Below are 23,409 nucleotides of genomic sequence, written 5' to 3'. Positions count from 1 at the left end.
TTTTTCTCGATATGATCATATCATGCATGCTGTTCCGGGGATTCGTCAATTCGGAAAATAAAAAAACCTGAATTCCTTAATAGGAATTCAGGTTTCGTTGGGATGCGGTCGGAGGGATTTGAACCCTCACGCCTTGTGAGCGCCACCCCCTCAAGATGGTGTGTCTGCCGTTCCACCACGACCGCAAGAGAGTAAAAAAAGTGACCCGTAGGGGACTCGAACCCCTGTTACCTCCGTGAAAGGGAGGTGTCTTAACCACTTGACCAACGGGCCATAATATCAACTTAAAGCTGTTAGCCCGCTTGGACGACAAAAATGATTATACTGCATTTATGAATAAATGACAACCCTTGCGCGCAAAAAAAATGAATCGTCAAAAACAGGATGCAGCGACCGACAAGCGGCCCCTGCATCTGCCTTCATTTCCGGATCAGCCGACATGTTCGGCCAACCGTTACTTGATTTTAAATGCCGCCACAGCTCCGGTCAACGCATCCACAACCGTGCGCAGCTGCTCGGACGCCGCGGCAATGTTCTCCATCATCGCCAGCTGCTCTTCCGTTGCCGCCGCTACGGATTGCGACTTCGTCATCATCTGCGAAGAACCGGCTGCCGCATGGTCCATCGTCGCCGAGATCTCCTCAGAGCTCGCCGACATCTGCTGCGTAATCGCGGACGTCTCATGAATTTGCGTCACGATCTGGTTAACCGAGCTGTGAATGGTGTCGAAGCTTTGATTCACTTCCGCCATCAATCGCGAACCTTCGCCCGCCTCTTGCAGCGTCTGAGCCATCGACGACGACACACTGGCGATTTCCACCCGCGTCTCGTCTATCAGCTGATTAATCGTATCCGCCGATTCCAGCGACTGAGAGGCCAGCTTGCGAATTTCGTTCGCCACGACGCTGAACCCTTTGCCATGCTCCCCGGCCCTTGCAGCTTCTATCGAGGCATTCAACGAAAGAATATTCGTCTGATTTGCAAACGACGTAATACTCGAAGCAATCTCACCAATTTGATCGGACTTGCGTGTAAGCGACTGCACGGTGCCGGACAACTGCTCGACCGCATTTAGCATATTCACAATCTGCTCCTGGAGCTTCGCCAGCATCGTATGACCGAGCCCTGCGTGCTCCGATGTATAGGTGGAGTGATCCGACATGACACTGGCATTTTCCGCAACGCGTTGAATGCCGATCGCCATCTCCTCAATCGCGCGGCTCGTCTCCTCGCTGCTTCTTGCCTGGACTTCAACATCCTGCGCCATCTCCTGGATGTTCGCAGCAACATGCTCGGCTGCCCGTGCAGATTCCTTCGAGCTGTCGGACAAATCATTCGAAGCATCATGCACATATTGCGTATGCTGGGCAATCGTTCCGATCAAGCTTTTCATATTGTTCAGCATGAGATCAATCGCTTGGGCAATTTGACCGAATTCGTCTCGCGCATACGTTTGCTGCGGCTCGATACGCAGGTCGCCTGCAGCAATTTTACCCGTAACATCCAGAATACGTCTGACAGTCCGCATGATTTTCCGGATGACAATTCCGCCAGATAGCAGCAAAATGATAACCACAACGGCAACACCGATATAAACGCCGCGCGCCGTTTTGTCGTTCTGGGCTTCAATATCCGTTATGCTGCGGAGCGCATCCGCATCCAAGATTTCGCCGATCCGGTTTAGAGGGCCTCGCCCTTTGTCGAAAACAGCCATAAGCTTAGGATCATTCACAATCCCTTTGCCAACTGCACCGCTTTGTACGACGCCGTTCGCTTCCTTCACCCACTGGTCAAAAGAAACCTGAAAGTCAGCCGCATTTTGCTCAATCGTCGTGTTCGTCTCCGCATGAGCCGTTTGCAGCAGCTGTTTTTCTTTTAAAATCGCAACAGCTTGCCCAACCCTTGTATTCGTTTGCTCAATGTTTTCTTGCAGCGCTTTCAACTGAGTCGCCTTCTCCTCAGCACTTAGCGTGCCCGATACCAACAGTTGATAAGCCGTCAAGGCTTGATACATGTCGCGATCCGCGTTGAGGATCAAGGAAAGGCTGCGGTCCGCGGTTTCATACAACGAAGATTTCAACGAATCCGTCGTGGAATGATTCACTTGAAGCATATACACACTTGTGAACACATACATCAAAGATGGAATTAAAAGCAATAAAATCAAGCGCAGGCGTACGGATAACAATTGAGCCACAGCGAGTTCCCCCATATAGATGTTTTATTTTCAATATATCGGACAATCATTTAATCGTTGTTAGAAATTTGTTAGAAAACTTTTATGTAAATTTTGGAAAACAACTAAAAACCGAATAACCGACATAACCGACAAAAAAATAAGCCCAACAGCAATATGCCGTTGGACTTATTTCACTTACGGAGAGAGAGGGATTCGAACCCTCGCACCGCTTACGCAGTCTAACCCCTTAGCAGAGGGTCCCCTTGAGCCACTTGGGTATCTCTCCATGATTGGCTCCCCGAACAGGACTCGAACCTGTGACAACTCGATTAACAGTCGAGTGCTCTACCAACTGAGCTATCAGGGAATGGACAAGTTTTATTGTATTATGAAGGCTTCGTGAAGTCAAGTGGATACGATTTCAGTTTCCCCCTGCATTTGCCGCACGCATATTTGCGGACATCGACTTTTCGTTTGCGCAAATATTCGGTCCGGCAGTCCGCGCACACCAGCTTGTATTTGTAAGCCTGCTTCGGCCTCGCCTGCGGCAAGGATTGACAGTACCGGGAGCCCCCGACCTGGGCCAGCAATGTTTTAAAATCCAAATCCCGATGCTTGTATCCCCGCTTCAGCAAATGCAAATGGTAATGGCACAGCTCATGCTTAATGATTTTCTCCGTTTCCTCGCGACCGTACGTCTCCCATTGCAGCCAGGAAATTTCGATGTCATGGGATTTCATAAAATAACGCCCGCCTGTCGACGTCAGTCTACGATTAAACCGCGCCCGATGCAGGAACGGCCTGCCGAACGATGTGAGCGAAACCTGCTCTATCCATGCCTGCAGTTCTCCGTCATCCATACACCTTACACTCCCGCTCTACAAGTCTCACTTGAATTTGTACCGTATGTACCGCTATACTGTCAAGTAGAAAAGAAGCTCGAAAGACAGTGAAAGAAAGGATCTGACCTCCTCTTATGCCGAAAATGCGCTATGCAATTCTACAGCTCGACAACCAGCTTGAATTTGTGGCTATGCCTTCTTCTTATTCTTATCAGCTTACCGCGCTCAATCAACGTCTGCACAAGGAACTCGACAAATTAACTGCCGATCACGTCCCACTGCTGCCTCGTGTAATCGCGGAATGTGACGATCTGGAGCTGGTCGGTACCACCTACACACTGGTTCAAGGACTCGATTATTTGAACCGCTTGGAGCAAAGCTTCGCTGCCATCCAAGAGAAATCGTACCCGCTGGTATCGCTTCTGACCGAAATTCGTGCGCTGCAAGCCCAGCTTGAACAGTGGTACGAAGAGGAATTTGAAGCATAGGCTCTCCTGCCGACAAAGGGACCTGCACCCAAAGCCGCCCCCCTTCATATGCTATAAGATATGGTGAAGAAGGGGATGGGCATATGCCTCAATGGCTTTGTAATCAATTAATGCGTGCCTTCCAGAGCAAAAATCGCAGACAAATCCGTCTGCTCAATGAAAGTTGGTTCTTTTACCGCACACGCCGCTCGCAAGAGGAATGGCCGGATTCGCAGTCCGATGGACCCGGGAAACGGAAATTTTAGCGTTTCGCCTCATATCTTGTAAACATTTGTAAAAAAACCGTTGACAATCCTCAAACATACTCGCTATACTGTAAATAATTGTAATCCAGAGTGAAGCACACTCGTTCTGCGCAGAAGATCGTTCTGCCAGGCCGGGTGTGCTTTTTTTCATACTCATTTCTAAAGGAGAGGTCATATGTCGTATCGAAAACCACGCGGATTTTTAAAACAACTGCGCGAGCTTGGCTTGCGCAAGCTGGAAGGTGTTCCTACTTCTTCCGTTCCGATGACGTCCGGGACCGCCCAGCGCATGCGGAACTTGCGCATCGTATTTGCCGCCAAGATCCTGCATGAGCTGTCCGTTCGCGCCAAAACCCGCCGCGCCCGCCGCCCGGCAGGCCGTAAAGTTGTGCCTTTTATTCGCAAGGAAGCGCCTCGCCGCTTTATCGACGAGGACCTCTGGGAATTGCGGCGCCATATTGTCCTGCAGCTCGCCAAGCGGCTGGGCGGCCGCATCAAGCTGCAAGACGTGGCCGCCGAATGCAACGTGCACATCCGCACAGCGGCGGACTGGCTGGGACGGCTAGCGACCGAAGGACGGCTCGCACTTGTGACCGAAGGACACCGCCTTAAGGTGTACGCGCTGAAGGAGGTGGATCCGCTCGCGGAATCCGGGGATTGAGCGATGGAGAGCCCCGTCCCCCGGTCAGCTTGGAATCCGAGACTCTAGCGTCGCTTTCGTTGGAATCCTGTATTTTCAACATCAAATTTCAGGAAAATAGGCCGAACTTAGTTAGAATCCTGTATTTCATACAAGTAATTCACCCAAGGACTCCCCTTTTTCGATGAAAAAGGGCCTGATGGCGGAATTTTGCTGTAGGTTTTACATGATTCTCGGCGTTTCGCCACCTTTTAGCAGAAATTACCTGCAGTTTTTGCAGGAAGGGAGGGACAAGGAGGATCTATCGGAGGATAACTACATAATAAAAAAAGCAGGCAAGCCCTCCGGCTCAACCTGCTCCATCTTTACTGCTGCGGCTTTTTCATCGTCAGGCCAACGCGGCCTTTCTTCTGGTCGACGTTCAGCACCCAGACCTTCACAATATCGCCGACGGACACCACGTCCATCGGATGCTTCACAAACCCGTTCTTGAGCTGGGAAATATGCACCAGCCCGTCGTTTTTGATGCCGATATCGACGAACGCGCCGAAGTCGATGACGTTGCGCACCGTGCCGGTCAGCTCCATGCCCGGCACCAGATCCTCCAGCTGCAGCACATCCGTGCGGAAGATCGGCGCCGGGACTTCGTCCCGCGGATCGCGCCCCGGGCGCTGCAGGCTGTCCAGGATGTCCCGCAGCGTCGGGACACCTACGCCAAGCTTCGGAGCCAGCTCAGCCGGCTCCACGGTCTTCAGCAGCTCGAGCAGCTGCTGAGAGCCCAGCTGCGCCAGTTCCAGGCGCAGCTCTTTGAACAGCCGATCCACCACGTCGTACGACTCCGGATGGATCGGGGTGTTGTCGAGCGGATTGCGGCCGCCCGGAATCCGCATAAAGCCCACGCACTGCTCGAAGGACTTCGCCCCGAGCCGCGGCACCTTCGCCAGCTCCTGCCGGGAGCTGAACTTGCCGTTCTCCTCGCGATACTTCACGATGTTTTTGGCCAGCGTCGCGTTCACGCCCGACACGTACGAGAGCAAAGACGGGGACGCCGTGTTGAGGTCCACGCCGACATGGTTCACGGCCGACTCGACGACGGCCTTCAAGTTCTCATCCAGACGTTTCTGCGACACGTCATGCTGGTACTGACCGACGCCGATCGCTTTCGGCTCGATTTTCACAAGCTCCGCGAGCGGGTCCTGCAGCCGCCGCGCGATCGAGATCGCGCTTCGCTCGGCGACGTCGAGCTCCGGAAACTCCGTCTGCGCCAGCTTCGACGCCGAGTACACGCTCGCCCCCGCCTCGCTGACGATCAAATACTTCAGCTCGCGCTCCTTGATCTCGCTGATCAGCTCCGCAACAAACTGCTCCGTTTCACGGGACGCCGTCCCATTGCCAATAACGATCAGCTCCACCCCGTACTTGCTGATCAACTGCTTGAACTTCGCCTTCGCTTCCGCCACCTTGTTATTTGGCGGTGTCGGGTAAGTGACGGCGATTTCAAGCATTTTCCCGGTGTCGTCGATCACGGCCAGCTTACAGCCTGTCCGAAAAGCGGGGTCGACACCAAGCACCACATGGCCCTTCACGGGCGCCTGGAGCAGCAGATTCCGCAGATTTTCCGCGAAAATCTTAATCGCCTGCTCCTCGCCCGCCTCGGTCATCTCACCGCGCACCTCGCGCTCGATGGAAGGTGCGATCAACCGCTTGTATGAGTCCTCGACAACTGCTCGAAGGACATCACGTACCACCGATTCGCCACGCACCACTTGACGAAGCATGTACTCGTGAATCTTGTCCGCCTGCACATCAAGGCTGACCTTCAGCACGTCCTCCCGCTCCCCGCGATTAATCGCGAGAATCCGGTGCGGCGGCAGCCGTTTCACAGGCTCCTGGTACGCATAATACATCTCGTACACCGATTCCGCTTTAGCGTCTTTCGCCTCCGTGCGAATCACACCTTGATCGTGCGTATACCGGCGCACCCACGCCCGGATTTTCGCGTCATCCGCGATATTCTCCGCCAGAATATCCATCGCGCCTTGAATCGCCTCAGCCGCGCTGCCAACGCCCTTCTCGGCGTTCACATAGCGCTGCGCCTCGGCTTCCAGCGAGCCTTGACGAGGCTGCTTCCAGATCCACATCGCGAGCGGCTCGAGGCCCTTCTCCTTCGCCACGCTGGCTCTCGTCTTCCGCTTCTGGCGATACGGCCGGTACAAGTCCTCGATCTCCTGCAGCTTCACAGCGCCCTCGATCGCCTTGCGAAGCTCGTCCGTCATTTTGCCCTGCTCGTCAATCAGACGAACGACCTCGAGCTTGCGGTCCTCCAGATTACGCAGGTATTGCAAGCGCTCCTCAATATCCCGCAGCTGGTTCTCGTCCAGCTCCCCCGTCATTTCTTTCCGATACCGGGCGATAAACGGGATCGTATTGCCCTCATCGAGCAGCCCCATCGTCGTTTTCACTTTGCCGGCAGGCAGCCCCAACTCGGCGGAGATTTGCTTCAGTATCCTCTCCTGAATCTCCGCTTTCTTTTCCTCAGAGAGCTGCACCTTTTCACGAGGCTCGTCCGCCTCAATTGTTTTTGCTTGCTCCTCAACAGTCGCCATAGGTATGTATCCCCCTCTAATGATGGATAAGAGTATGTATGCACAAACCAAAAAACGAGGGTAATACCACGCCCTCGTCCGTTCCAGATCCTATTCAAAATTCTATCAGGCCCACACTAATTTGCAAAGCGTCGTCAACCTTTCGCATCGTTTCTTCATCCAAATGCGTGATCTTATCCGTCAGCCGCTGCTTATCGATCGTTCGGATCTGCTCAAGCAATATCACCGAATCCCGGTCGAAGCCATGCGTTTCCGCATCGATTTCTACGTGCGTAGGAAGTTTGGCCTTCTGGATTTGCGCCGTAATCGCGGCAACAATCACCGTCGGGCTAAAGCGGTTGCCGATATCATTTTGGATCACAAGAACAGGACGAACGCCTCCCTGCTCCGATCCGACGACCGGCGAAAGATCTGCGAAAAATACATCGCCACGTTTCACAATCACTAACCTACACCCCGCTTACTAAGCGATCAAGCGTACCGTCCGCTTCTTCCTCCGCTTGAAAAGCTTCAGATGCCATGCTGAGATTTATTTTTGCCATTTCCATATACCCACGCTGCATGGATTCGCGTAGACTGCGCTTTTTGCGTTCAATTAAATACAGCTTCATTGCCTGACGGATAAATTCGCTCCGGTTGGAGTTCTCCTTCTCGACAATCCCGTCCACTTCCTGCAACAGATTGTCAGGCAAACTAATCATGATCCTTTTCGTATTATGCGCATTGCTCACACTCTCGCACCCCCAGAAACGATACAAAGACAATATTACCAGTATGTCATTCCCAAAACCAAATTATACAATACTTATATGCCTCCGGTATATCAAATATGTTACACTCACAGATATAAGATTGTGCTTTACTACAATTCGCCGCTTCCGTTGAAAATCCTCTCCAATACCTGCAATATTTGCATGGTAAATTCATGAAACCACTTTCAGTCTAGAGACAACGACGAAAAACGTACCGCTAACTTCCTCGCAGCTCTACTAGTAGCGATGCCTCATCAATGGATTTAACGCCTCGACTCTTTGGCCTCCGCGCACATACACGCGAGCCACTCGGTGGGATATCATGCAGATGATTTCATAATTCACGGTTCCCAGCTGATCGGCCAAATCCTCCGCCGTAATGCGTTCGCCGCCCTGCTCTCCGATCAGTACGACCTCATCCAACGCTTCCACGTCCGGTACGTCCGTCACGTTGATCATGCACTGGTCCATACAGATTCTGCCGACGATCGGCACTCTGCGGCCTCGTACAAGCACCTCCGCTTTCGTCGAAAGCATACGGGAATAGCCGTCTGCATATCCGATCGGCAATGTCGCGATTCGCTCCTCGCCCTTCGTACGATAGATCGTGCCATAGCTCACGCCCGAACCCTGCGGCAGCGTTTTGAGATGAACAATTCCAGTTTTGAGGCTCATCACTGGCTTAAGCTCGACAACCGATTGGTTAACCTCCTCGGAAGGATAAAGTCCATACATAGATATGCCGAGACGAACCATAGAATACGTAAAGCCTGGCAAATCAATCGCCGCAGCGCTGTTGCCGGCATGAATATAAGGGAATTCCACCCCTTGATCGGTAAAATGGCTCACAATCCGCGCAAAGCGGCGGTATTGCTCCATCGTATAGCTTTTATCGCTCTCATCCGCGCTCGCATAATGGGTGAACAAGCCTTCTACAACCACATTCGGCAGCTTCAGTGCTTCCTCAATGAAAGGAATCGCATCCGCTTCCGTATGCAGTCCGAGCCGGCCCATCCCTGTATCCAGCTTAATGTGGATTTTCAGCTTCCGCTTGGCCTGGTCCACCTGTTGGCTTTGACGGCGGAGTGCCTCCAGCACGTCCCGGCTGTATACCGCGATCGTGACATCCATCTCCTGGGCACGGGCGATGCCTTCCGGCGGCGTGTAGCCGAGCACGAGAATCGGCGCCATAATGCCGGCATTGCGAAGCTCCAGCGCTTCATCGAAGAAAGCCACGCCCAAATAATCAACGCCCGCGGCGAGCACCTCTTTGGCTACTTCCACAGCCCCGTGTCCGTAAGCATCTGCTTTGACGACCGCCATCTGCTTCATGCCCGAGGGCAGTACTTTCTGAAATTGCTCTATGTTGCTGCGCAGCGCATCTAACGATATTTCAACCCACGTGGGACGATAAAAAGCATCCACCGGTTTCACCTCTTCTGTCCTGTATACATCCTGCTGCGCTGCCTGATTACAGGCAGCACTTCTTATATTTTTTGCCGCTTCCGCATGGGCACGGATCGTTGCGTCCAACCTTTGATCCGCTTACAACAGGTGTGCGCGGTGCCGCTGGCTCTTCCTTCGACCAGTAACGGAAAACAGCATGCCCTGCAGGCTCAATCGCCATCGACAAAGGCGTGCGATCAAATTCGTATTTGATGTCCGATTCCAACGGGAACTCCGCGCGAACAAATCCGAAGCGCTTCAGCAGCGTTACAACAGAGAACAAGAATACACTTGTTACCAGCGTAGCCTCATCAAACTCGTTATTGGCTTTGGCCTGCTTCCAAGCCGGATCGACGTCCAGCGCTTGCCCCACCGGCCAGCTTGCGAGCACTCTAGCAATGGCCGCACACGCCGTAGGCGTGGAAAGATCATGCCAGAACTCGCCACTATCCTCAGTGAGCTTCTCCCATGGCACATGGTTCCACAGCGTATCCAATAGGACAACAGCCTGCTCTTGCTCTGTTAAGGAGAGATACGTTTCCACTTTCGGCGTTACGACACCGTTTGCTCCTGTTACATCGATAAGCCCCAGGACATCAGCCGCAGCATAGAAAAACTGGAACAACGGCTCCTGATTCTGATTCAACGTCGGCTTACGGATCAGCTGCCAACCAAGCTGCGCATCCAGCTCGTGCCAGAATTTGCGGGGCAGATGCTTGCGCGCAGATGTCAGCTTCACATTTTTACCTGTGCCCACTGCTGCCAAGAACGCGCGAAAATCCGCCACAACCGAAGGAACCGCCTTTTGTCCGTCGATCCAGAGCTGCTTCAGCTTCTCATCGACAACTAGCGGCATTGCTTGCGGGGTGCTTCCTTCTTCCTCATTCAAATCCACTAGATTGGCGTTATGCCAGTCCATCATTTCTTCTTCCGTATCCGCCTGCATGTATTGGTCAAAACGGGCCAGGAAGTAATCTTTCTCCTTGAGGACATCCATCATCGCTGTATACTGCTCATTCGATATTTTACCAACTTGTCTCAGGTACGGCAGCCACTTTTTAAAAGCCGTTATATAATTCGCAATGTCCGTTTTCGTACTGTTCAAAATATGGCTGATCGCAAAGCGGCCTACAAAATCCCCAACCGTTTCACTCGCCAACTCGTCATACCCGATCCCGTACCGGACCAAATAAATCTCTGCAAAATCATTTACACGGCTCACATGCTTCGCAATCGTTTCTTCTTTTAACTTGCCTTCATCCGCGAGATGTTTGCCGAACAAAGCCGTTTCCTTTTCCCAAAAAACTGTTTGTTGCTCAAAAGTTTCAAGTTTCATCCAAGACACTCCATTTTATCTATTCGCTCTAAAGTTGCATTATACCAAAAAAACGCCCGTTCGTGGGAGTTGGGTAAATCTTCTTGCACACAATTTAGTAGAAAATTGAGAGAAAAAGAGAAAAGCACCCGCCGGAAGCGAGTGCCTGTTCCCTTATTTCATCCTATTTTCCGGATTGACCTTCCGTAGAAATTGCCACTTGGATCATCTCATTTGTTGGCATATCCCCCGTGGACATCCGGTATTCAACACCGTCATTCGTCCATGTGAGCGTTTTGATGCCCTCTGTTTTCCCATCAACGGCTCCGGTCAACACACCAATCGTAAAGCCGAGGTCCACGATGTCGCCAGGCTGCAGCGCAACAGATTTCGCTTGCGGTCTCACTTCTACGATGTTAAAAGAGTATTTGCCCTTATAACGAAGCAGCACCGCGGCATCTTCACCGAGCTTCATATCCGTAATGTCCTGCTTCACCACATCCTTCGGCAGGTAGAACGGCTCGACAATGCTGCCAAAGCTTTGCGCTTTCGTTGCTGCCGGTTCTGTTTTGGACGTGCTGCCTGTCGCAGCGGATGCTTTCGGATCCGTCGCTGTGCCCGCTTTTCCGGTCGCTTGGTCAGATTGACCGCCGGTTGCCGTCAGGTTTTTATCCGTCACCGATTTGCCATCTGCCGGATGGTCGGCGTCTGTCACCGCCACATCGCCCATCGTCGCCATACTTTGCTCCATATTAAAGCTTGTCATGTTGCGTTCCATTTGGAAATAATCCTTATCAAAGTTTGCATCGAATTCAAAATGGGTAAAGTTCACTTGCACCAGCACATTTTGATTCGCATCCGACACCTGGACCTGTGTTGGCGCCAACGTCTTCTTATTCAGCCAAATCTTTTGGCGGGCTAATTGCTCATTTTGATAATTCGCCGCTACATCGAACACATAGGCATCCTTGTCCGCTGTGAACTGGCGATCTTGATCCGCGATAATGCTTTTCGCGAGCGATTGGAACAAATACACTTGGCCTTGATTTTCCGGCCAGTCGCTTTGGAAACGGAAGCTTTTCTTGAGGTGCGGCGTCAAGACGAACACGCCCTCTTCATTGCGAAGCACAATTTGCGTAACATCCTTCGTTGCATTTGTCAGCGCAATCCGGTAAAAATGCTCCGGCGAGAACGCCACTTCAACCGAATACTCCTGCGGCTGCTGCCCCGTATTCAGAATCATGCTGCCTGTTGCCTGGTAGCTGCTTGCCTTGCCGACCACACGATCCAAATCCTTGACGATAGAAGCTGCATCCTTCTTGCCCATCCCGCATCCTGCGAGAATCAATGTTACGCACATTACCACGGCCAATACCCATGTGACCCGGCGCATTCGATCATCCCCTCACTCATGATTAACATCAACATAGTACATGCATATGAGGGGACTTGGCCGATTATGCAGCCAAGCTTGACAAGCTGGGAAAAAGAGTTGCGGCAAAGGCTCCGACACTAATCTCTATAGAAAAAGAGCAGGAATGAAGTGAACTTCATCCTGCTCTTACTTAATCAGTTTTAATGTACGAATGCTCGCGGTATGCTCCAACATCGTGACAGCAATACCTGCAATCTGCTCACCTTGTTGCGTTTGCAGTTGTTTTACATCCAATAAAGCCTCCTCAACTTTACCCATGCGGCCTTCCATGCTTTCCATGCGATTTTCCATACTATCCAGACGGCCTTCCATTCTGTCTAACCGCCTGTCAATCTGATCCACACGATCCCGTATAGCCGTTACATCAGCACCAATCTCATTCATTCTTCCAAGTATAGCACTCAGAAATTCCCGTTCTGTCATTTCAGCCAAATTTATCAACCCCCTGCACATATAGATATATTACTCATTATACCTCAGAGAATTGATAAATGGCATCAAATTTCGATAAAAAACAATTTCCACCTACACCTCCGCATCCCGCAGCGACGGATGCTTCCCATCCTTCTCCGACAAAATCGGGCTCGCCGTCGGCCACGTAATCCCAATCTCCGGATCGTTCCACATGATGCCCCGGTCATGCTCCTTCGAGTAGTACGCATCTACCTTGTAAAGCACCTGCGTATGCGGAGCCAGCGTGCAGAAGCCGTGTGCAAAGCCCTGAGGCACCAACAGCTGCCGTTTATTCGCTTCGCTAAGCTCAACCCCTACCCACTGCCCAAACGTCGGCGAGCCAGGCCGAATATCCACCGCGACGTCATAAATCGCGCCGGTCACCACGCGCACAAGTTTCGTCTGGGCATACGGCGGCAGCTGATAGTGTAGACCGCGCAGCACCCCAACCTCCTCCGACAACGAGTGGTTATCCTGCACAAACGTCATCCCCACGCCATTTTCCGCCCATTTGGCCTGATGATAACTTTCCATAAAATATCCCCGATGATCCCCGAACACATCCGGTTCAAGAATCAACACACCTTCCAGCTTGGTCGTAGTCACTTTCATCTCGTCTCACCTCAACCTATCTTATGCGGACCGGCAACTTCCTGTCCACGCGAACTGCCTCTGCCCACATGACACAAAAAAGAGACTGAACCAAGCGATTCCCGCTCGTCAGTCCCTTCGCTATTCTCTAATATTACCACATATACACAATCCCGGCGATAATGGCCGCCCACATCAGAGCGCCGAACAGCACACCAATAAGCAACCCTCTGCCCATCGACATCTGTTCATCCTGGTAAGCGTCTTCATGATCAATCATAGCCATCCCTCCCCGCTACTTTACAGTATATGCGTTAGTATGGGGAAGATACTGGCGAATCATGCGTTTTTTAGAAAAAAACTTTTAATATGCGTTCTTATTAATGAATCCGTTGATCACCGTGCGCCAAATAATCTTAATATCGAACAGAAAAGTCCAATTCTCAATGTAAAAAATGTCATGCTGGATGCGTTCTTCAATCGACGTGTCGCCGCGAAGCCCGTTGCTTTGCGCCCAACCCGTGATCCCGGGACGGATGTGATGCTTAACCATGTATTTCGGAATCTCTTCCTTGAATTGCTCCACGAAATATGGCCGCTCCGGCCGAGGCCCTACAACACTCATATGCCCGAATAGCACATTAAAAAACTGAGGCAGCTCATCCAGACTCGTCTTGCGAAGAAACGTTCCGACCTTCGTCCGCCGCGGATCATTTTCCACCGTCCACTCCGTGTTCGACGCACTTTCCGGCAGCACCTTCATGCTGCGAAATTTATACATCATAAACGTCCGGCGATTGAGTCCCACCCGCTCCTGCTTAAAAATGATCGGCCCCGGCGACGAAAACTTAATCGCAATCACCGTGGCGAGCATCACCGGCATCGTCAGTACGATCGCCACCAGTGCAAACGCAATGTCGAACGCTCGTTTAAATAGTCGATTACGCAGCTCATCGAGCGGAATGTCCCGCACATTAATCAGCGGCATATCCGCGAAATTATCGAAATACGGCCGCGACGGCAAAAAGTCAAAAAAGTCAGGAATAATCAGCGTTTTAACCCCGATCTTCTCGCAGGTATTAATGATACTACCGAACTTGCGGTGAGCATCCAATGGCAGCGCAATAATAACCTCATCCACAATAATCTCATTCAAAATCGTTTCCAAATCATCAATCTTCCCGATGATCGGCTTATAATTCTGGTACGCAACGTCATGCTTCTCCTGAAAATCGTCGAGAAACCCAACAACCTCATAACCAAGCTCTGGATGCTGCTTGAGCCTCGTATAGAACTGACGCCCCAGCGAACCCGCGCCAAGAATGAGAATGAACTGCTTGTTGTACCCTTTGCGGCGCACGCGCTTTAGCGACACCTTAATCATATACCGATAAAAACTGATGAACAAAATATTATTCACAAGAAATAACAAGAGATAAGAACGGGAAACATCCACTTCTTTTAAAATAAACAATACACTAAGCAGCATCAGCAAGCTGAGCACATGGACCTGAACGATTTTCAAAATTTCAAAAGAAAACCGCTTCCTCCGCTTCGGCGTATAAAAATTAACCAAATAACTGATCGCAACCGCAATGAGCGCATAGGCCACGCTCCACATCACGTAGTGCTTAAACGGCAGCGGGGAATCGAACGGAATCCAGCCGCTTCGGAACTTCAGCCACCACGACAGCAAGAACATCAACTGAATGACTATAAAATCCGCGACCGCATAGAGCTGCGTCAAAAAACCTTGACTCTGCCGAATCAAACCAACTCACCTCACGGGACGTAATTTATTTCGTGCTAGCGACAGTGCAAACTTCACGCCTACCCCTATGTAAACCAAGCCATCCGTCAGCCAAGAGTACTTCTTGCGGTAGTGCTTGTTATGGAACAGAATCAGGCGTAGTATATTTGCGAATATCCCAAGCGATCTTAATTTTGCTAATTTAAAGAATTTGATTTTGAATCAAGTACTCGATAATGCGCTCAGCAGATACCTCAAGCGAATATTTCCCGGTTTCTATGTTCAGTTCAGGTGAGTTTGGAGCCTCATAAGGCGCAGAAATGCCCGTAAATTCCTTTATTACCCCATTCCGAGCCTTTTTGTAAAGCCCTTTAGGATCTCTCTTCTCACAGATGTCTAAAGAACAATTCACATAGATCTCGATAAACTCACCCGAATCAAACATGTTTCTAGCCATGGCCCTGTCTGCTTCATATGGTGATATGAATGCCGCCAACACTAATACCCCTGCATCCACGAATAATTTGGATAGCTCTCCAATTCTACGAATATTCTCTCTTCTATCCTCTACACTGAAGCCTAGGTTCTTATTAAGACCAAGGCGAATATTGTCCCCATCGAGGATATAAGTCCGAATTCCTCTTGCATAAAGCCGCTTCTCTACTTCATTAGCCAGCGTTGATTTTCCTGATCCAGATAAACCAGTAAACCACAATACGCAGCTTTTATGTTGATTAAGCTCATGACGATCTTGCTTATTAACTGTAGATTTATGGAATGTTAGGTTTTGGGATAAATTTTCTATGTTTAGCCCCCCTCAGTAAATGTTGAATTTTCATCATCATGTTAACCTTCTCTGTTAGAAGCGTCAAGTCCTCTAGCATCGTTATATCAATAAATGATGAAAATACAATCCAAAGCCTAAGTGTATGGCGAAAAAATCTTAGGCTCGCCATTTGTTTGACATCCACAGAATTTATAGCTGACAATAGCTTGATCCCCTTAATGTAAAGATGAGGATAGGCAATTTATTATGTTAAAACAGGAGAATGCTCCCCGACCTTTAATAAGGGCATTGGGAGCATTCAAATGCGTTTGGAATCCGTACTCTTTAAAAATACATTGCCTAAAATAATCGCGCTTTTAACCACTCTATTACGAACTTCGTTGAAATTCCAATAACAACCATCGTATTCACAACAAGCGAATGCTTTTTCCAGTAATGCTTTCGATGAAAAACCAACATTGCCCTATGAAACTCATATATCATTTTGGTCGGCTTCTTACGCCAACTTGCACGTTTATGATGCAAAATCATTGTCCGTGGGTAATAATAATTTATTAAGCCTGCTTCTTTAATCCTGTAACACCAATCAATATCGTCTCCATACATAAAAAACTGCTCGTCCAACATTCCTACCCGTTGAATTGTCGTTGACCTTACAAGCATAAATGCGCCCACTAAACAATCAACTGGATATTCTTCATCGGAATTTAGATAACCAAGCTGATATTGATTAAAAACTTTTACTTTTGGAAAAAGTTTAGAAAGCCCAAAAAAATAATAGAAAGACGCTGATGGTGAAGGGAATCCCCTTTTGCATGCTTTATCAAGCGAACCATCAGGAAGGACAACCTTACAACCACTTGCCCCGATCTCCGGACGGTTCTCCATTAATGTAAGCATAATTTCCAAAGTGTCAGGTTGTATCTCAGTATCTGAATTCAATAGTAATACATATCGTCCTCGCGCTACTTCCATACCTTGATTATTTGCTCGTGCGAATCCAACGTTCTCATTATTCACGATTAAATGAACATATGGATATTCCGCGAATATCTTCAGAACAGAGTTATCCATAGAGGCATTATCAATTAATATAACTTCAAAAGTAAAAGATGATTTAGATGCGAACACCGATCTCAAGGCCTTTAATGTCAGTTCACAAGTGTTATAATTCACAATAAGGATACTCAGATCCAAGTTGCCATTCACCACGCTTATAACTTGAGTTTACCAAACTTATCGCCAAGGTTTAAATCCTGTGCTAACTCATTCGCACGTAAAAACGATGAATGCGTCCCAGCGTCAGTCCACCAACCTTCAAGTTGATCGTAGCTTAGCTCACCACGCTCAATATAGCTGTTATTTACATCAGTAATTTCCATTTCACCTCTAGCGGAAGGTTTAAGCTTCTTCACAATTTCGAAAACAGTTTGATCAAACATATAGATGCCAGTCACTGCAAAATTGCTTCTAGGCATCTTCGGCTTTTCTTCAATAGAAATAATCCGATCTTCATCCAATTCTGGTACGCCATAGCGCTCAGGATCGTGAACACCCTTAATTAAAATTTTCGCACCTTTTCCTTGATTTTTGAAGTTACTCACGTATGAAGTGATGTCATCCTCAAAAACATTATCACCCAAAATAACAACTGATAAATCAGTACCAACGAACTGCTCTGCCAGCCCAAGTGCTTGTGCGATCCCGCCTGCCTGATCTTGTACCTTATACGTGAAAGTGGCCCCGAATTCATATCCACTACCAAGCAGGTTCACAACGTCTCCCATATGCTCTCTACCAGTTACGATCAAAATATCTTGAATATCTGCATTCAGAAGCTTCTGGATAGCATGATAAATCATTGGATATTTACCGACTGGCAGTAGATGTTTGTTCGTAACTTTTGTCAGTGGAAAGAGTCTCGATCCTGTTCCCCCCGCCAATATAATCCCTTTCACGTTAGTTCTCCTCTCCGTATTAAAGATATTCTTTTCTAGTCAAGTATTCTCTGAGCGCATCAGGCCATAATGGCATCTGATGAATCTTACTAATTTTCTCATTGGAAAGAACACTGTTAGCGGGGCGTTTTGCTTTGGTAACAAATTCCGATGAGGAAACTGCTGTAAGATTAACATTTAGGTTTAATTGTCGAAAAATTTCAATTGTGAATTCGTACCAACTACAACTTCCATCTCCAGAACAGTGGTAAATACCGTATTCTCGTACATCTTTATCAAGGAAGCTCTTTATTGCTTTTGCAATATCTAATGTATGTGTAGGTGACATATATTGGTCAGAAACTACCTTTAGTGGCTTACCCTCACGAGCTAGTCGTATCATTGTTTCAACAAAATTACCGCCTTTTCCGCTCGCACCTGCCTTACCAAATAATGATGAAACGCGCAAAATAAAAAACCGATCATGATACGCTTCAATAGCCTGTTCACCAGCTGCCTTTGAGATACCATATACATTCACAGGCCTAGTAGCATCCTCTTCCGTGTAGAAAACATTACTTCTGCCAGAAAACACATAATCGGTACTTATATGAAATAACAGCTTATCATTGGCGTAACAAAACTTTGCCAACTCTGCAACCGAAACGCTGTTAATCAAATACGTTTTCAACGGATTATCTTCACACTCATCCGTCTTATGATATGAAGTACAATTAATCAATACATCAAAGTTTTGTTTGTTAAGGTATGAGGAGACCTCGCTTGTCAGCTCCATATCCAATTCGTTTCTACTAACTGCTTGTACCTGATAATGGGTGGAATTACTCAAGACCTCTTGTACATCAGTACCTAGCTGCCCATTCGCACCAAGCAATAATACACTGATCAATTGAATCATCCTTTTAGATTTCTATTATACCGCCATATCTTTCAACATTCTTAATAATCTGATGCCACTTAATAAGCTCATTATACCACTGTAGAGTAATTGTTTGTTCAATATGATTTAATTTATCGGTTACAAGTGCATCGTAGATTTCTCTTGCACCATCTGCTGCGGTCCATTTGGCTTTCCAACCTAATGTTTTTTCAATTTTTTCAAAATTCACACGATAGGATCTGTGGTCTGGATCGCCATACCAGTCAATTTTCACATCAATAGGTAAAGAAGTAGCAATCTCTTCTGCTAAAGGCCCTAATTGATAGTTATTCTTATCAGAACCAACGTTAAAGATTTGTCCATTAATTTTTTCGTGCTCTGCTCTTAGCAACAAAATCATCACATCTGTCGTATCCTGAACGTGAAGCATAGGGCGCCACTGCGAACCGTCACGCATCAAAGGAATTACTCCTTTATTCCATGCACCAAGCGTCATTCCATTAATAGCTAGGTCAAAACGCATTCTTGGAGAAAATCCATAAATAGTTGCCTGACGCATTACTACAACAGTGAAATCATTATCGGCTAATGGAAGAATTCCTTGTTCGGCCTTTTCATTCGCTTTAGCATACGTAGTCAATGGATTAGTAGGGGACGTCTCATCTACTGTAATGTTTTGGTCTACAAATCCATAGATACTGCAGGAGGAAGGAAGAATGTAACGTTGTACTCCAAGCTTCTTAGCCATATGCGCTGTTGAGACACGAGAAATATGGTTAATTTGGTAAGTTGCATCTTGGAACAACTCACCACTCGGATCATTCGAAATAGCCACTAGGTCTATGACAGCATCTACATCAGCAAAATATTCTTCACGCATTCGGCGAGAATCATCTTTAATTAAAAACAAATTTTCATGTTGAGGAAGCTTGTCTTCACCGAAGAAGAAGCGATCCAGTGCCTTAACTTTGTATCCGCTGTTTAGTAGTTTTGGGACCAGAACGCTACCAATATAACCGCCAGCTCCCGTAACAAGTACTGTTTTCATTTGTTTAAGTTCTCCTCTAATCAAAGTTTATTTCTGCTTCTTTTAATCGCGGTTGTTTCAGATCTTTGTCAGAAAGCACAGGTTTTGATGTAGGCCATTCAATTGCCAAATCTGGGTCGTTCCAAAGTATGCCTCTATCATTCTCAGGAGAATAATATTCATCGACTTTGTAAAGAATCTGAGTGTTAGAAACAAGTGTACAAATACCATGCGCAAATCCCTTAGGTACAACAATCTGGCGATTGTTATCCTCGCTCAAAATAACGCCAATCCATTGACCAAATGTTGGTGAATTTTTACGGATGTCAACAACGACATCATAGATTGCACCAACCAGAGCTCGTACAACTTTCGTTTGCGCCTTTGGATGAAGTTGATAATGTAAGCCTCGAATAGTACCAGCTTCAACAGAAAGGGAATGATTGTCTTGAACAAAATCAAAGTTTAATCCCATTTCCTCAAACTTCCGTTTATTATAGCTTTCCATAAAATAACCACGATGATCACCAAACGCCTGAGGCTCAATGATATAGACATCTTTTAACTTCGTTTCAACCAATTTCAATGTGAGAACCTCCTCTTTTTTTCAGTTCAATCTCGTCCACCACATATTTTGCAAAAGGCATCGAACATGTGAAAGCAGGAGAAACTGCATTTAAGACATGCATAGAATTTGCATCTCCCTCTATTACAAAATCCTGTACTAATTCAAGCGTTTTTTTATTTAGTAATTGTGCTCGGATTCCTGGTCGTAGGAATTGACCAAATCCTTCTTTATCGAGCTTTTTCACCATTTTTAATGATAACCCAATAAAAATGGATTTTCTATATTTTTTCATTTCATCAAATGCTAAACTACGGAAGTTAAATGAGTTTTTAAGAAATAGTTTAGCTTCATAGTAAAGAATCTGTAAGAACTCATCAAATCGAAATTTCTGTAAACCTTTATAATTTTCCCGCCAAAATGCCGGAATAGCCGTTGGCCCGATCTTGATGCTATTATCAACCGTCTTAGTAAAATGAACCCCAAGAAAAGGATTCTTTAAATTCGGTACTGGATAAATATTGGTTGCAATATCCGTTTTATTTTTATCATACTTTAAATAAATCCCCTTAAAAGGTATGATTGTATATTTCTTTCCGAATCCAAACTGATGGGCAATCTTGTCAGCATATAATCCAGCAGCATTAACAAGATAGTCGCAAGTATATATTCCTCGATTTGTAATAATTTCATTATTTCTTTTACACTTGAAATTTGCATTATAAATAATTTCAACTCCATTAGCTAATATTTCATTCTTTAATGCATTACATACCTCAACTGGGTCAACAGATGCCGTATTAGGTGAATATAGGGCTTTGAGATATGTTTTGACATTAGGATCGATTTCCGTCACTTCTTCTTCCGATTTCCAATGTAGTGTAACACCATTACGATCACCGCGACGTTTAAGTTCCTCAAGTCCTTTTAACTCATCGACATCAGTTGCCACAATAAGTTTGCCGCAATTATTAATACGAAGGCCATTCACTATGCAATATTGTTGCATCGCACTGTTACCCTCACGGGTAAACTTAGCCTTTAAGCTGTCTGCTGTATAATAGAAACCAGCATGAAGAACTCCACTATTTCGTCCGCTTGAATGTTGTGCTATACCAGATTCTTTCTCCAATATACCAACTGTGAGTTCAGGATTGCGTATCAATAATTCACGAGCTATTGTAAGTCCAATAATCCCACTGCCAATTACCAAATAATTATAGTGTTTCATCTTCACGCCTCTTTATTATTGTTGGATTGCCAGAACATCTAATAACCCGTCTGTCAACTAGTTTTGTCGACTTCTATTAAATCAAAATTGCTAGAGCGTTTTATTTCCATCGAAGTTAATGAAGTTAACTGCAGATTGTAGAACTTCATCATAATAATAAATTCGAAATTTGTTATCATTACTTTTTAATTTTTTTTTATCAATAATAGTAATCCAACCAGCTGTAGTTATAGACGAATCGTTGCGCGCTTTTGAAACATCTGGTCTGTCAAAACAGTTTTTGGTTGTTGCCAGTATATGATCTTGAGCATCAGTAACAATAAGCGTTACGTTTGGTTTACCTGGGATATTAATCCAACCTTCTAGTACAATAGAGAAACTATTTTCTTCCACACTATCCAAATTCCCAGAGGCTTTTACTGTGCGATTTTCAGAAAAGGAAATACTTAATGGAAGGCCAAAGTTTATAATAAAATTACTTTGATAGTTTTTTAGTAATAAAAAATAGCTAGTATCGATATAAGCAATCTCCCAACCTTCATGTTTTTTCGCGAGTTCCCTAACAATTTTCGGCAAATTTTCTTTTTTTGAAATAATCCCATTAACTCCAGAATTAATAGATGTATGGAAAGCATCGGCATACGTCGGCTCAGTTGTTTCAATGAATCCTTTTGCTTGTTGTCTTCGTAATCCTTCTATAGAATCGCCATATTCTAGAAAATAATGTTGAACTGAGTTACTTCTTCCTGCTTCCAAACGGATATTATGATTCAATAAAGGAAGAACAGCAACCATTTCGTCAGGAATCAATAAGTTAAGATTATTATTCAAAATAGAATTTATTTTTTTTGCCGAATTCAGAACTTTCTGATCAAACTTGTAAGCAAAAGGGGGTTTAAAACTTATCTCTTTGGGAGAAATACTAACCTTTTCAATAGTAACCAAAGTTATTATTATAATTGCAAGCGCCAAGATCGGTCTTAAATATACTCCGCTTCCTTTGTATTGCTTCCACTGCTCAAATATATTAGCAATCAAACCAAAACTTAAAGGGATTGGCAATAAGTACACTAATCTCCAGTATGACGCTGGTTCTACATAACTCATTACTATTGGTCCTACTAGTGGATTAAAAAACAAAAAAGTAATGCTCAGAGAATAAATAATAATAAGCAAAGCCTTACGAAAGGGAAGAGCGATGAACGGCACTATAAGCAAGATAAGAACATCTCGTACTAAAGTTGAATAGTCTCCAAAAACTAGCATAATATTTTCGAACCAATGAGATGGCCAACCATATACCCAGGCCGTTTTATCCTTAGGTTGAGGCAGAATTCCCAAGGTAATAAGCAATGCTGCAACACTACAATAAAGACTTCCAATAATAATTAAAATTGAGTGATATATTTCACCTTTTAGTACTCGCTTGTAGATAAGCAAGTTGCTAAAGAAATTAACGCATCCAACAGTTATTACCATAATAGGTATTAAAAACACACCTGCATTACTTAAACCCAAGGCACAAACTGATGCCATAAAAATACAGAAAAAATAAAAATTATTTTTGGAGGTGATGTATTTATAGATAATGAAAAAACATATTGGAATTAATGTTGTCCATAAGATCGTTTTTCCCTGCCATAATCTAACAAAAGCCATATTTCCAAACGATCGATGAACATTTCCGTCAATGATAAAAAAAAGAACAGTAAGTAATACAGCAATAAAAGAAGTTTTTTGTTTCGCCCCAAACATTCTAAATAAAGAATAATATGTAAGCAATGTAATTAATGAAGCAAGCCAGCTCATACAATTCTGGTAAACAATTACTGGATTAATCCCGATTATTTTTGCAATAAATATTATCAAATATTCATATGATGTAGTCAAATGCAAAATAGATAGAGGTGGCAATCCACTAAAATTTAGTAAGGTTTCATTAACATATATGGGATCATGAAGGTGAAAGAACTGTAAAAATGCTCTATGGAAAAATTCAATATCATCATTATCTGGTCTTGATATAATCAATGACATTATTGAAATAATGCTAAAAATTAATAAAATTAATATGTTAGAGTAGGAAATAAAACCCTTTAATTGTTTTACACTAGTAAATCTATAAAATATTATTGTACTAAATATAAACAATATAATCCATACTGGAAAAATATACAATGCTGGTACTTGGAATAACAATATTATATGATATCCAATTG

Annotated in this window: 22 protein-coding genes, 4 tRNA genes and 1 pseudogene; 3 read left to right on the top strand and 24 right to left on the bottom strand. The window is 45.9% G+C overall.

The window, feature by feature from the left end; genetic code table 11:
* Positions 1-103 precede the first annotated feature (103 nt).
* From ABE504_RS01670 to ABE504_RS01645, 6 genes are all read right to left on the bottom strand, one after another.
* Positions 104-185 (bottom strand) — tRNA-Leu (locus ABE504_RS01670).
* Positions 186-201: 16 nt separating this feature from the next.
* Positions 202-273, bottom strand: a tRNA-Glu gene (locus ABE504_RS01665).
* 181 nt (positions 274-454) lie between these two features.
* A complete protein-coding gene (locus ABE504_RS01660; protein WP_430083560.1) occupies positions 455-2,197 on the bottom strand; it encodes a methyl-accepting chemotaxis protein in 1,743 nt (580 codons plus the stop codon).
* A gap of 180 nt (positions 2,198-2,377) precedes the next feature.
* Positions 2,378-2,465: transfer RNA gene (locus tag ABE504_RS01655), tRNA-Ser, on the bottom strand.
* A 5-nt stretch (positions 2,466-2,470) separates the two neighbouring features.
* Positions 2,471-2,546 (bottom strand) — tRNA-Asn (locus tag ABE504_RS01650).
* Between the two features lie 19 nt (positions 2,547-2,565).
* Positions 2,566-3,039 carry a SprT family protein gene (locus tag ABE504_RS01645; RefSeq protein ID WP_430083558.1) on the bottom strand — a complete coding sequence of 158 codons (474 nt, stop codon included), beginning with the start codon at positions 3,037-3,039 and terminating at the stop codon, positions 2,566-2,568.
* A 116-nt stretch (positions 3,040-3,155) separates the two neighbouring features.
* Between ABE504_RS01645 and ABE504_RS01640 the strand changes: the two genes are divergently transcribed.
* The 3 genes from ABE504_RS01640 to ABE504_RS01630 all read left to right on the top strand — a co-directional run bounded on the left by ABE504_RS01640 (position 3,156) and on the right by ABE504_RS01630 (position 4,415).
* On the top strand, positions 3,156-3,509 hold the full coding sequence (locus tag ABE504_RS01640; RefSeq protein WP_430083555.1) for a hydrolase/acyltransferase: 354 nt from the start codon (positions 3,156-3,158) through the stop codon (positions 3,507-3,509).
* An 83-nt stretch (positions 3,510-3,592) separates the two neighbouring features.
* Complete coding sequence (cmpA, locus tag ABE504_RS01635) at positions 3,593-3,754, top strand: cortex morphogenetic protein CmpA (RefSeq protein ID WP_126142772.1); 162 nt, start codon at positions 3,593-3,595, stop codon at positions 3,752-3,754.
* A 175-nt stretch (positions 3,755-3,929) separates the two neighbouring features.
* A complete protein-coding gene (locus ABE504_RS01630; RefSeq protein ID WP_430083552.1) occupies positions 3,930-4,415 on the top strand; it encodes a hypothetical protein in 486 nt (161 codons plus the stop codon).
* A 344-nt stretch (positions 4,416-4,759) separates the two neighbouring features.
* Here ABE504_RS01630 and ABE504_RS01625 read toward each other — a convergent pair whose 3' ends face one another.
* The 18 genes and pseudogenes from ABE504_RS01625 to ABE504_RS01540 all read right to left on the bottom strand — a co-directional run bounded on the left by ABE504_RS01625 (position 4,760) and on the right by ABE504_RS01540 (position 23,389).
* The gene (locus ABE504_RS01625) at positions 4,760-7,000 is read right to left on the bottom strand and encodes a Tex family protein (protein WP_430083549.1); all 2,241 of its coding nucleotides are present in this window, start codon (positions 6,998-7,000) and stop codon (positions 4,760-4,762) included.
* A gap of 94 nt (positions 7,001-7,094) precedes the next feature.
* Positions 7,095-7,445 (bottom strand): type II toxin-antitoxin system PemK/MazF family toxin, encoded by a 351-nt coding sequence (locus ABE504_RS01620; RefSeq protein WP_028553893.1) that lies wholly within the window; start codon positions 7,443-7,445, stop codon positions 7,095-7,097.
* Between the two features lie 4 nt (positions 7,446-7,449).
* The gene (locus tag ABE504_RS01615) at positions 7,450-7,731 is read right to left on the bottom strand and encodes a CopG family ribbon-helix-helix protein (protein WP_028553892.1); all 282 of its coding nucleotides are present in this window, start codon (positions 7,729-7,731) and stop codon (positions 7,450-7,452) included.
* A gap of 258 nt (positions 7,732-7,989) precedes the next feature.
* Positions 7,990-9,177, bottom strand: coding sequence for an alanine racemase (alr, locus tag ABE504_RS01610; protein ID WP_430083544.1), 1,188 nt, complete (start codon positions 9,175-9,177; stop codon positions 7,990-7,992).
* A gap of 46 nt (positions 9,178-9,223) precedes the next feature.
* A pseudogene (locus tag ABE504_RS01605) lies at positions 9,224-9,307 on the bottom strand (SEC-C metal-binding domain-containing protein); the annotation flags it as partial.
* A 1,390-nt stretch (positions 9,308-10,697) separates the two neighbouring features.
* On the bottom strand, positions 10,698-11,906 hold the full coding sequence (locus ABE504_RS01600; RefSeq protein WP_430083542.1) for a LolA family protein: 1,209 nt from the start codon (positions 11,904-11,906) through the stop codon (positions 10,698-10,700).
* 168 nt (positions 11,907-12,074) lie between these two features.
* On the bottom strand, positions 12,075-12,380 hold the full coding sequence (locus tag ABE504_RS01595; protein WP_430083539.1) for a hypothetical protein: 306 nt from the start codon (positions 12,378-12,380) through the stop codon (positions 12,075-12,077).
* Between the two features lie 93 nt (positions 12,381-12,473).
* The gene (gene rfbC / locus ABE504_RS01590; protein WP_430083536.1) at positions 12,474-13,013 is read right to left on the bottom strand and encodes a dTDP-4-dehydrorhamnose 3,5-epimerase; all 540 of its coding nucleotides are present in this window, start codon (positions 13,011-13,013) and stop codon (positions 12,474-12,476) included.
* Between the two features lie 133 nt (positions 13,014-13,146).
* Positions 13,147-13,272 (bottom strand): hypothetical protein, encoded by a 126-nt coding sequence (locus tag ABE504_RS01585; RefSeq protein ID WP_430083534.1) that lies wholly within the window; start codon positions 13,270-13,272, stop codon positions 13,147-13,149.
* 84 nt (positions 13,273-13,356) lie between these two features.
* Positions 13,357-14,763: an undecaprenyl-phosphate glucose phosphotransferase gene (locus ABE504_RS01580; protein WP_430083531.1), complete on the bottom strand. Its 1,407-nt coding sequence runs from the start codon at positions 14,761-14,763 to the stop codon at positions 13,357-13,359.
* A gap of 181 nt (positions 14,764-14,944) precedes the next feature.
* Positions 14,945-15,547 carry an adenylyl-sulfate kinase gene (cysC, locus tag ABE504_RS01575; protein ID WP_430084728.1) on the bottom strand — a complete coding sequence of 201 codons (603 nt, stop codon included), beginning with the start codon at positions 15,545-15,547 and terminating at the stop codon, positions 14,945-14,947.
* 321 nt (positions 15,548-15,868) lie between these two features.
* Positions 15,869-16,726: a glycosyltransferase family 2 protein gene (locus tag ABE504_RS01570; RefSeq protein WP_430083528.1), complete on the bottom strand. Its 858-nt coding sequence runs from the start codon at positions 16,724-16,726 to the stop codon at positions 15,869-15,871.
* Positions 16,727-16,743: 17 nt separating this feature from the next.
* Complete coding sequence (locus ABE504_RS01565; RefSeq protein ID WP_430083525.1) at positions 16,744-17,487, bottom strand: sugar phosphate nucleotidyltransferase; 744 nt, start codon at positions 17,485-17,487, stop codon at positions 16,744-16,746.
* Between the two features lie 19 nt (positions 17,488-17,506).
* Positions 17,507-18,376 (bottom strand): dTDP-4-dehydrorhamnose reductase, encoded by an 870-nt coding sequence (gene rfbD, locus ABE504_RS01560; RefSeq protein WP_430083522.1) that lies wholly within the window; start codon positions 18,374-18,376, stop codon positions 17,507-17,509.
* 13 nt (positions 18,377-18,389) lie between these two features.
* The gene (locus ABE504_RS01555) at positions 18,390-19,415 is read right to left on the bottom strand and encodes an NAD-dependent epimerase/dehydratase family protein (protein WP_430083519.1); all 1,026 of its coding nucleotides are present in this window, start codon (positions 19,413-19,415) and stop codon (positions 18,390-18,392) included.
* A 16-nt stretch (positions 19,416-19,431) separates the two neighbouring features.
* Positions 19,432-19,980, bottom strand: a complete 549-nt coding sequence (rfbC, locus tag ABE504_RS01550; protein ID WP_430083516.1) for a dTDP-4-dehydrorhamnose 3,5-epimerase — start codon at positions 19,978-19,980, stop codon at positions 19,432-19,434.
* On the bottom strand, positions 19,967-21,190 hold the full coding sequence (gene lhgO / locus ABE504_RS01545) for an L-2-hydroxyglutarate oxidase (RefSeq protein WP_430083513.1): 1,224 nt from the start codon (positions 21,188-21,190) through the stop codon (positions 19,967-19,969). Before lhgO ends, rfbC (ABE504_RS01550) begins: the two co-directional genes overlap by 14 nt.
* A gap of 90 nt (positions 21,191-21,280) precedes the next feature.
* A complete protein-coding gene (locus ABE504_RS01540) occupies positions 21,281-23,389 on the bottom strand; it encodes a DUF6077 domain-containing protein (RefSeq protein ID WP_430083510.1) in 2,109 nt (702 codons plus the stop codon).
* Positions 23,390-23,409 lie beyond the last annotated feature (20 nt).

Source organism: Paenibacillus oryzisoli (genome assembly GCF_050467285.1).
GTDB classification, from domain to species: Bacteria; Bacillota; Bacilli; order Paenibacillales; family NBRC-103111; genus Paenibacillus_E; species Paenibacillus_E oryzisoli_A.
The sequence above is the reverse complement of the archived record's forward strand: the minus strand, read 5'-3'. Positions and strand labels throughout refer to the sequence as shown.

Coding starts and splice junctions, on each gene's coding strand:
- ABE504_RS01645 (WP_430083558.1), bottom strand. CDS start 3,039: ATGGATGACGGAGAACTGCAGGCATGGATAGAGCAGGTTTCGCTCACA.
- ABE504_RS01640 (WP_430083555.1), top strand. CDS start 3,156: ATGCCGAAAATGCGCTATGCAATTCTACAGCTCGACAACCAGCTTGAA.
- cmpA (WP_126142772.1), top strand. CDS start 3,593: ATGCCTCAATGGCTTTGTAATCAATTAATGCGTGCCTTCCAGAGCAAA.
- ABE504_RS01630 (WP_430083552.1), top strand. CDS start 3,930: ATGTCGTATCGAAAACCACGCGGATTTTTAAAACAACTGCGCGAGCTT.
- ABE504_RS01625 (WP_430083549.1), bottom strand. CDS start 7,000: ATGGCGACTGTTGAGGAGCAAGCAAAAACAATTGAGGCGGACGAGCCT.
- ABE504_RS01600 (WP_430083542.1), bottom strand. CDS start 11,906: ATGCGCCGGGTCACATGGGTATTGGCCGTGGTAATGTGCGTAACATTG.
- rfbC (WP_430083536.1), bottom strand. CDS start 13,013: ATGAAAGTGACTACGACCAAGCTGGAAGGTGTGTTGATTCTTGAACCG.
- ABE504_RS01585 (WP_430083534.1), bottom strand. CDS start 13,272: ATGATTGATCATGAAGACGCTTACCAGGATGAACAGATGTCGATGGGC.
- ABE504_RS01555 (WP_430083519.1), bottom strand. CDS start 19,415: ATGAAAACAGTACTTGTTACGGGAGCTGGCGGTTATATTGGTAGCGTT.
- lhgO (WP_430083513.1), bottom strand. CDS start 21,190: ATGAAACACTATAATTATTTGGTAATTGGCAGTGGGATTATTGGACTT.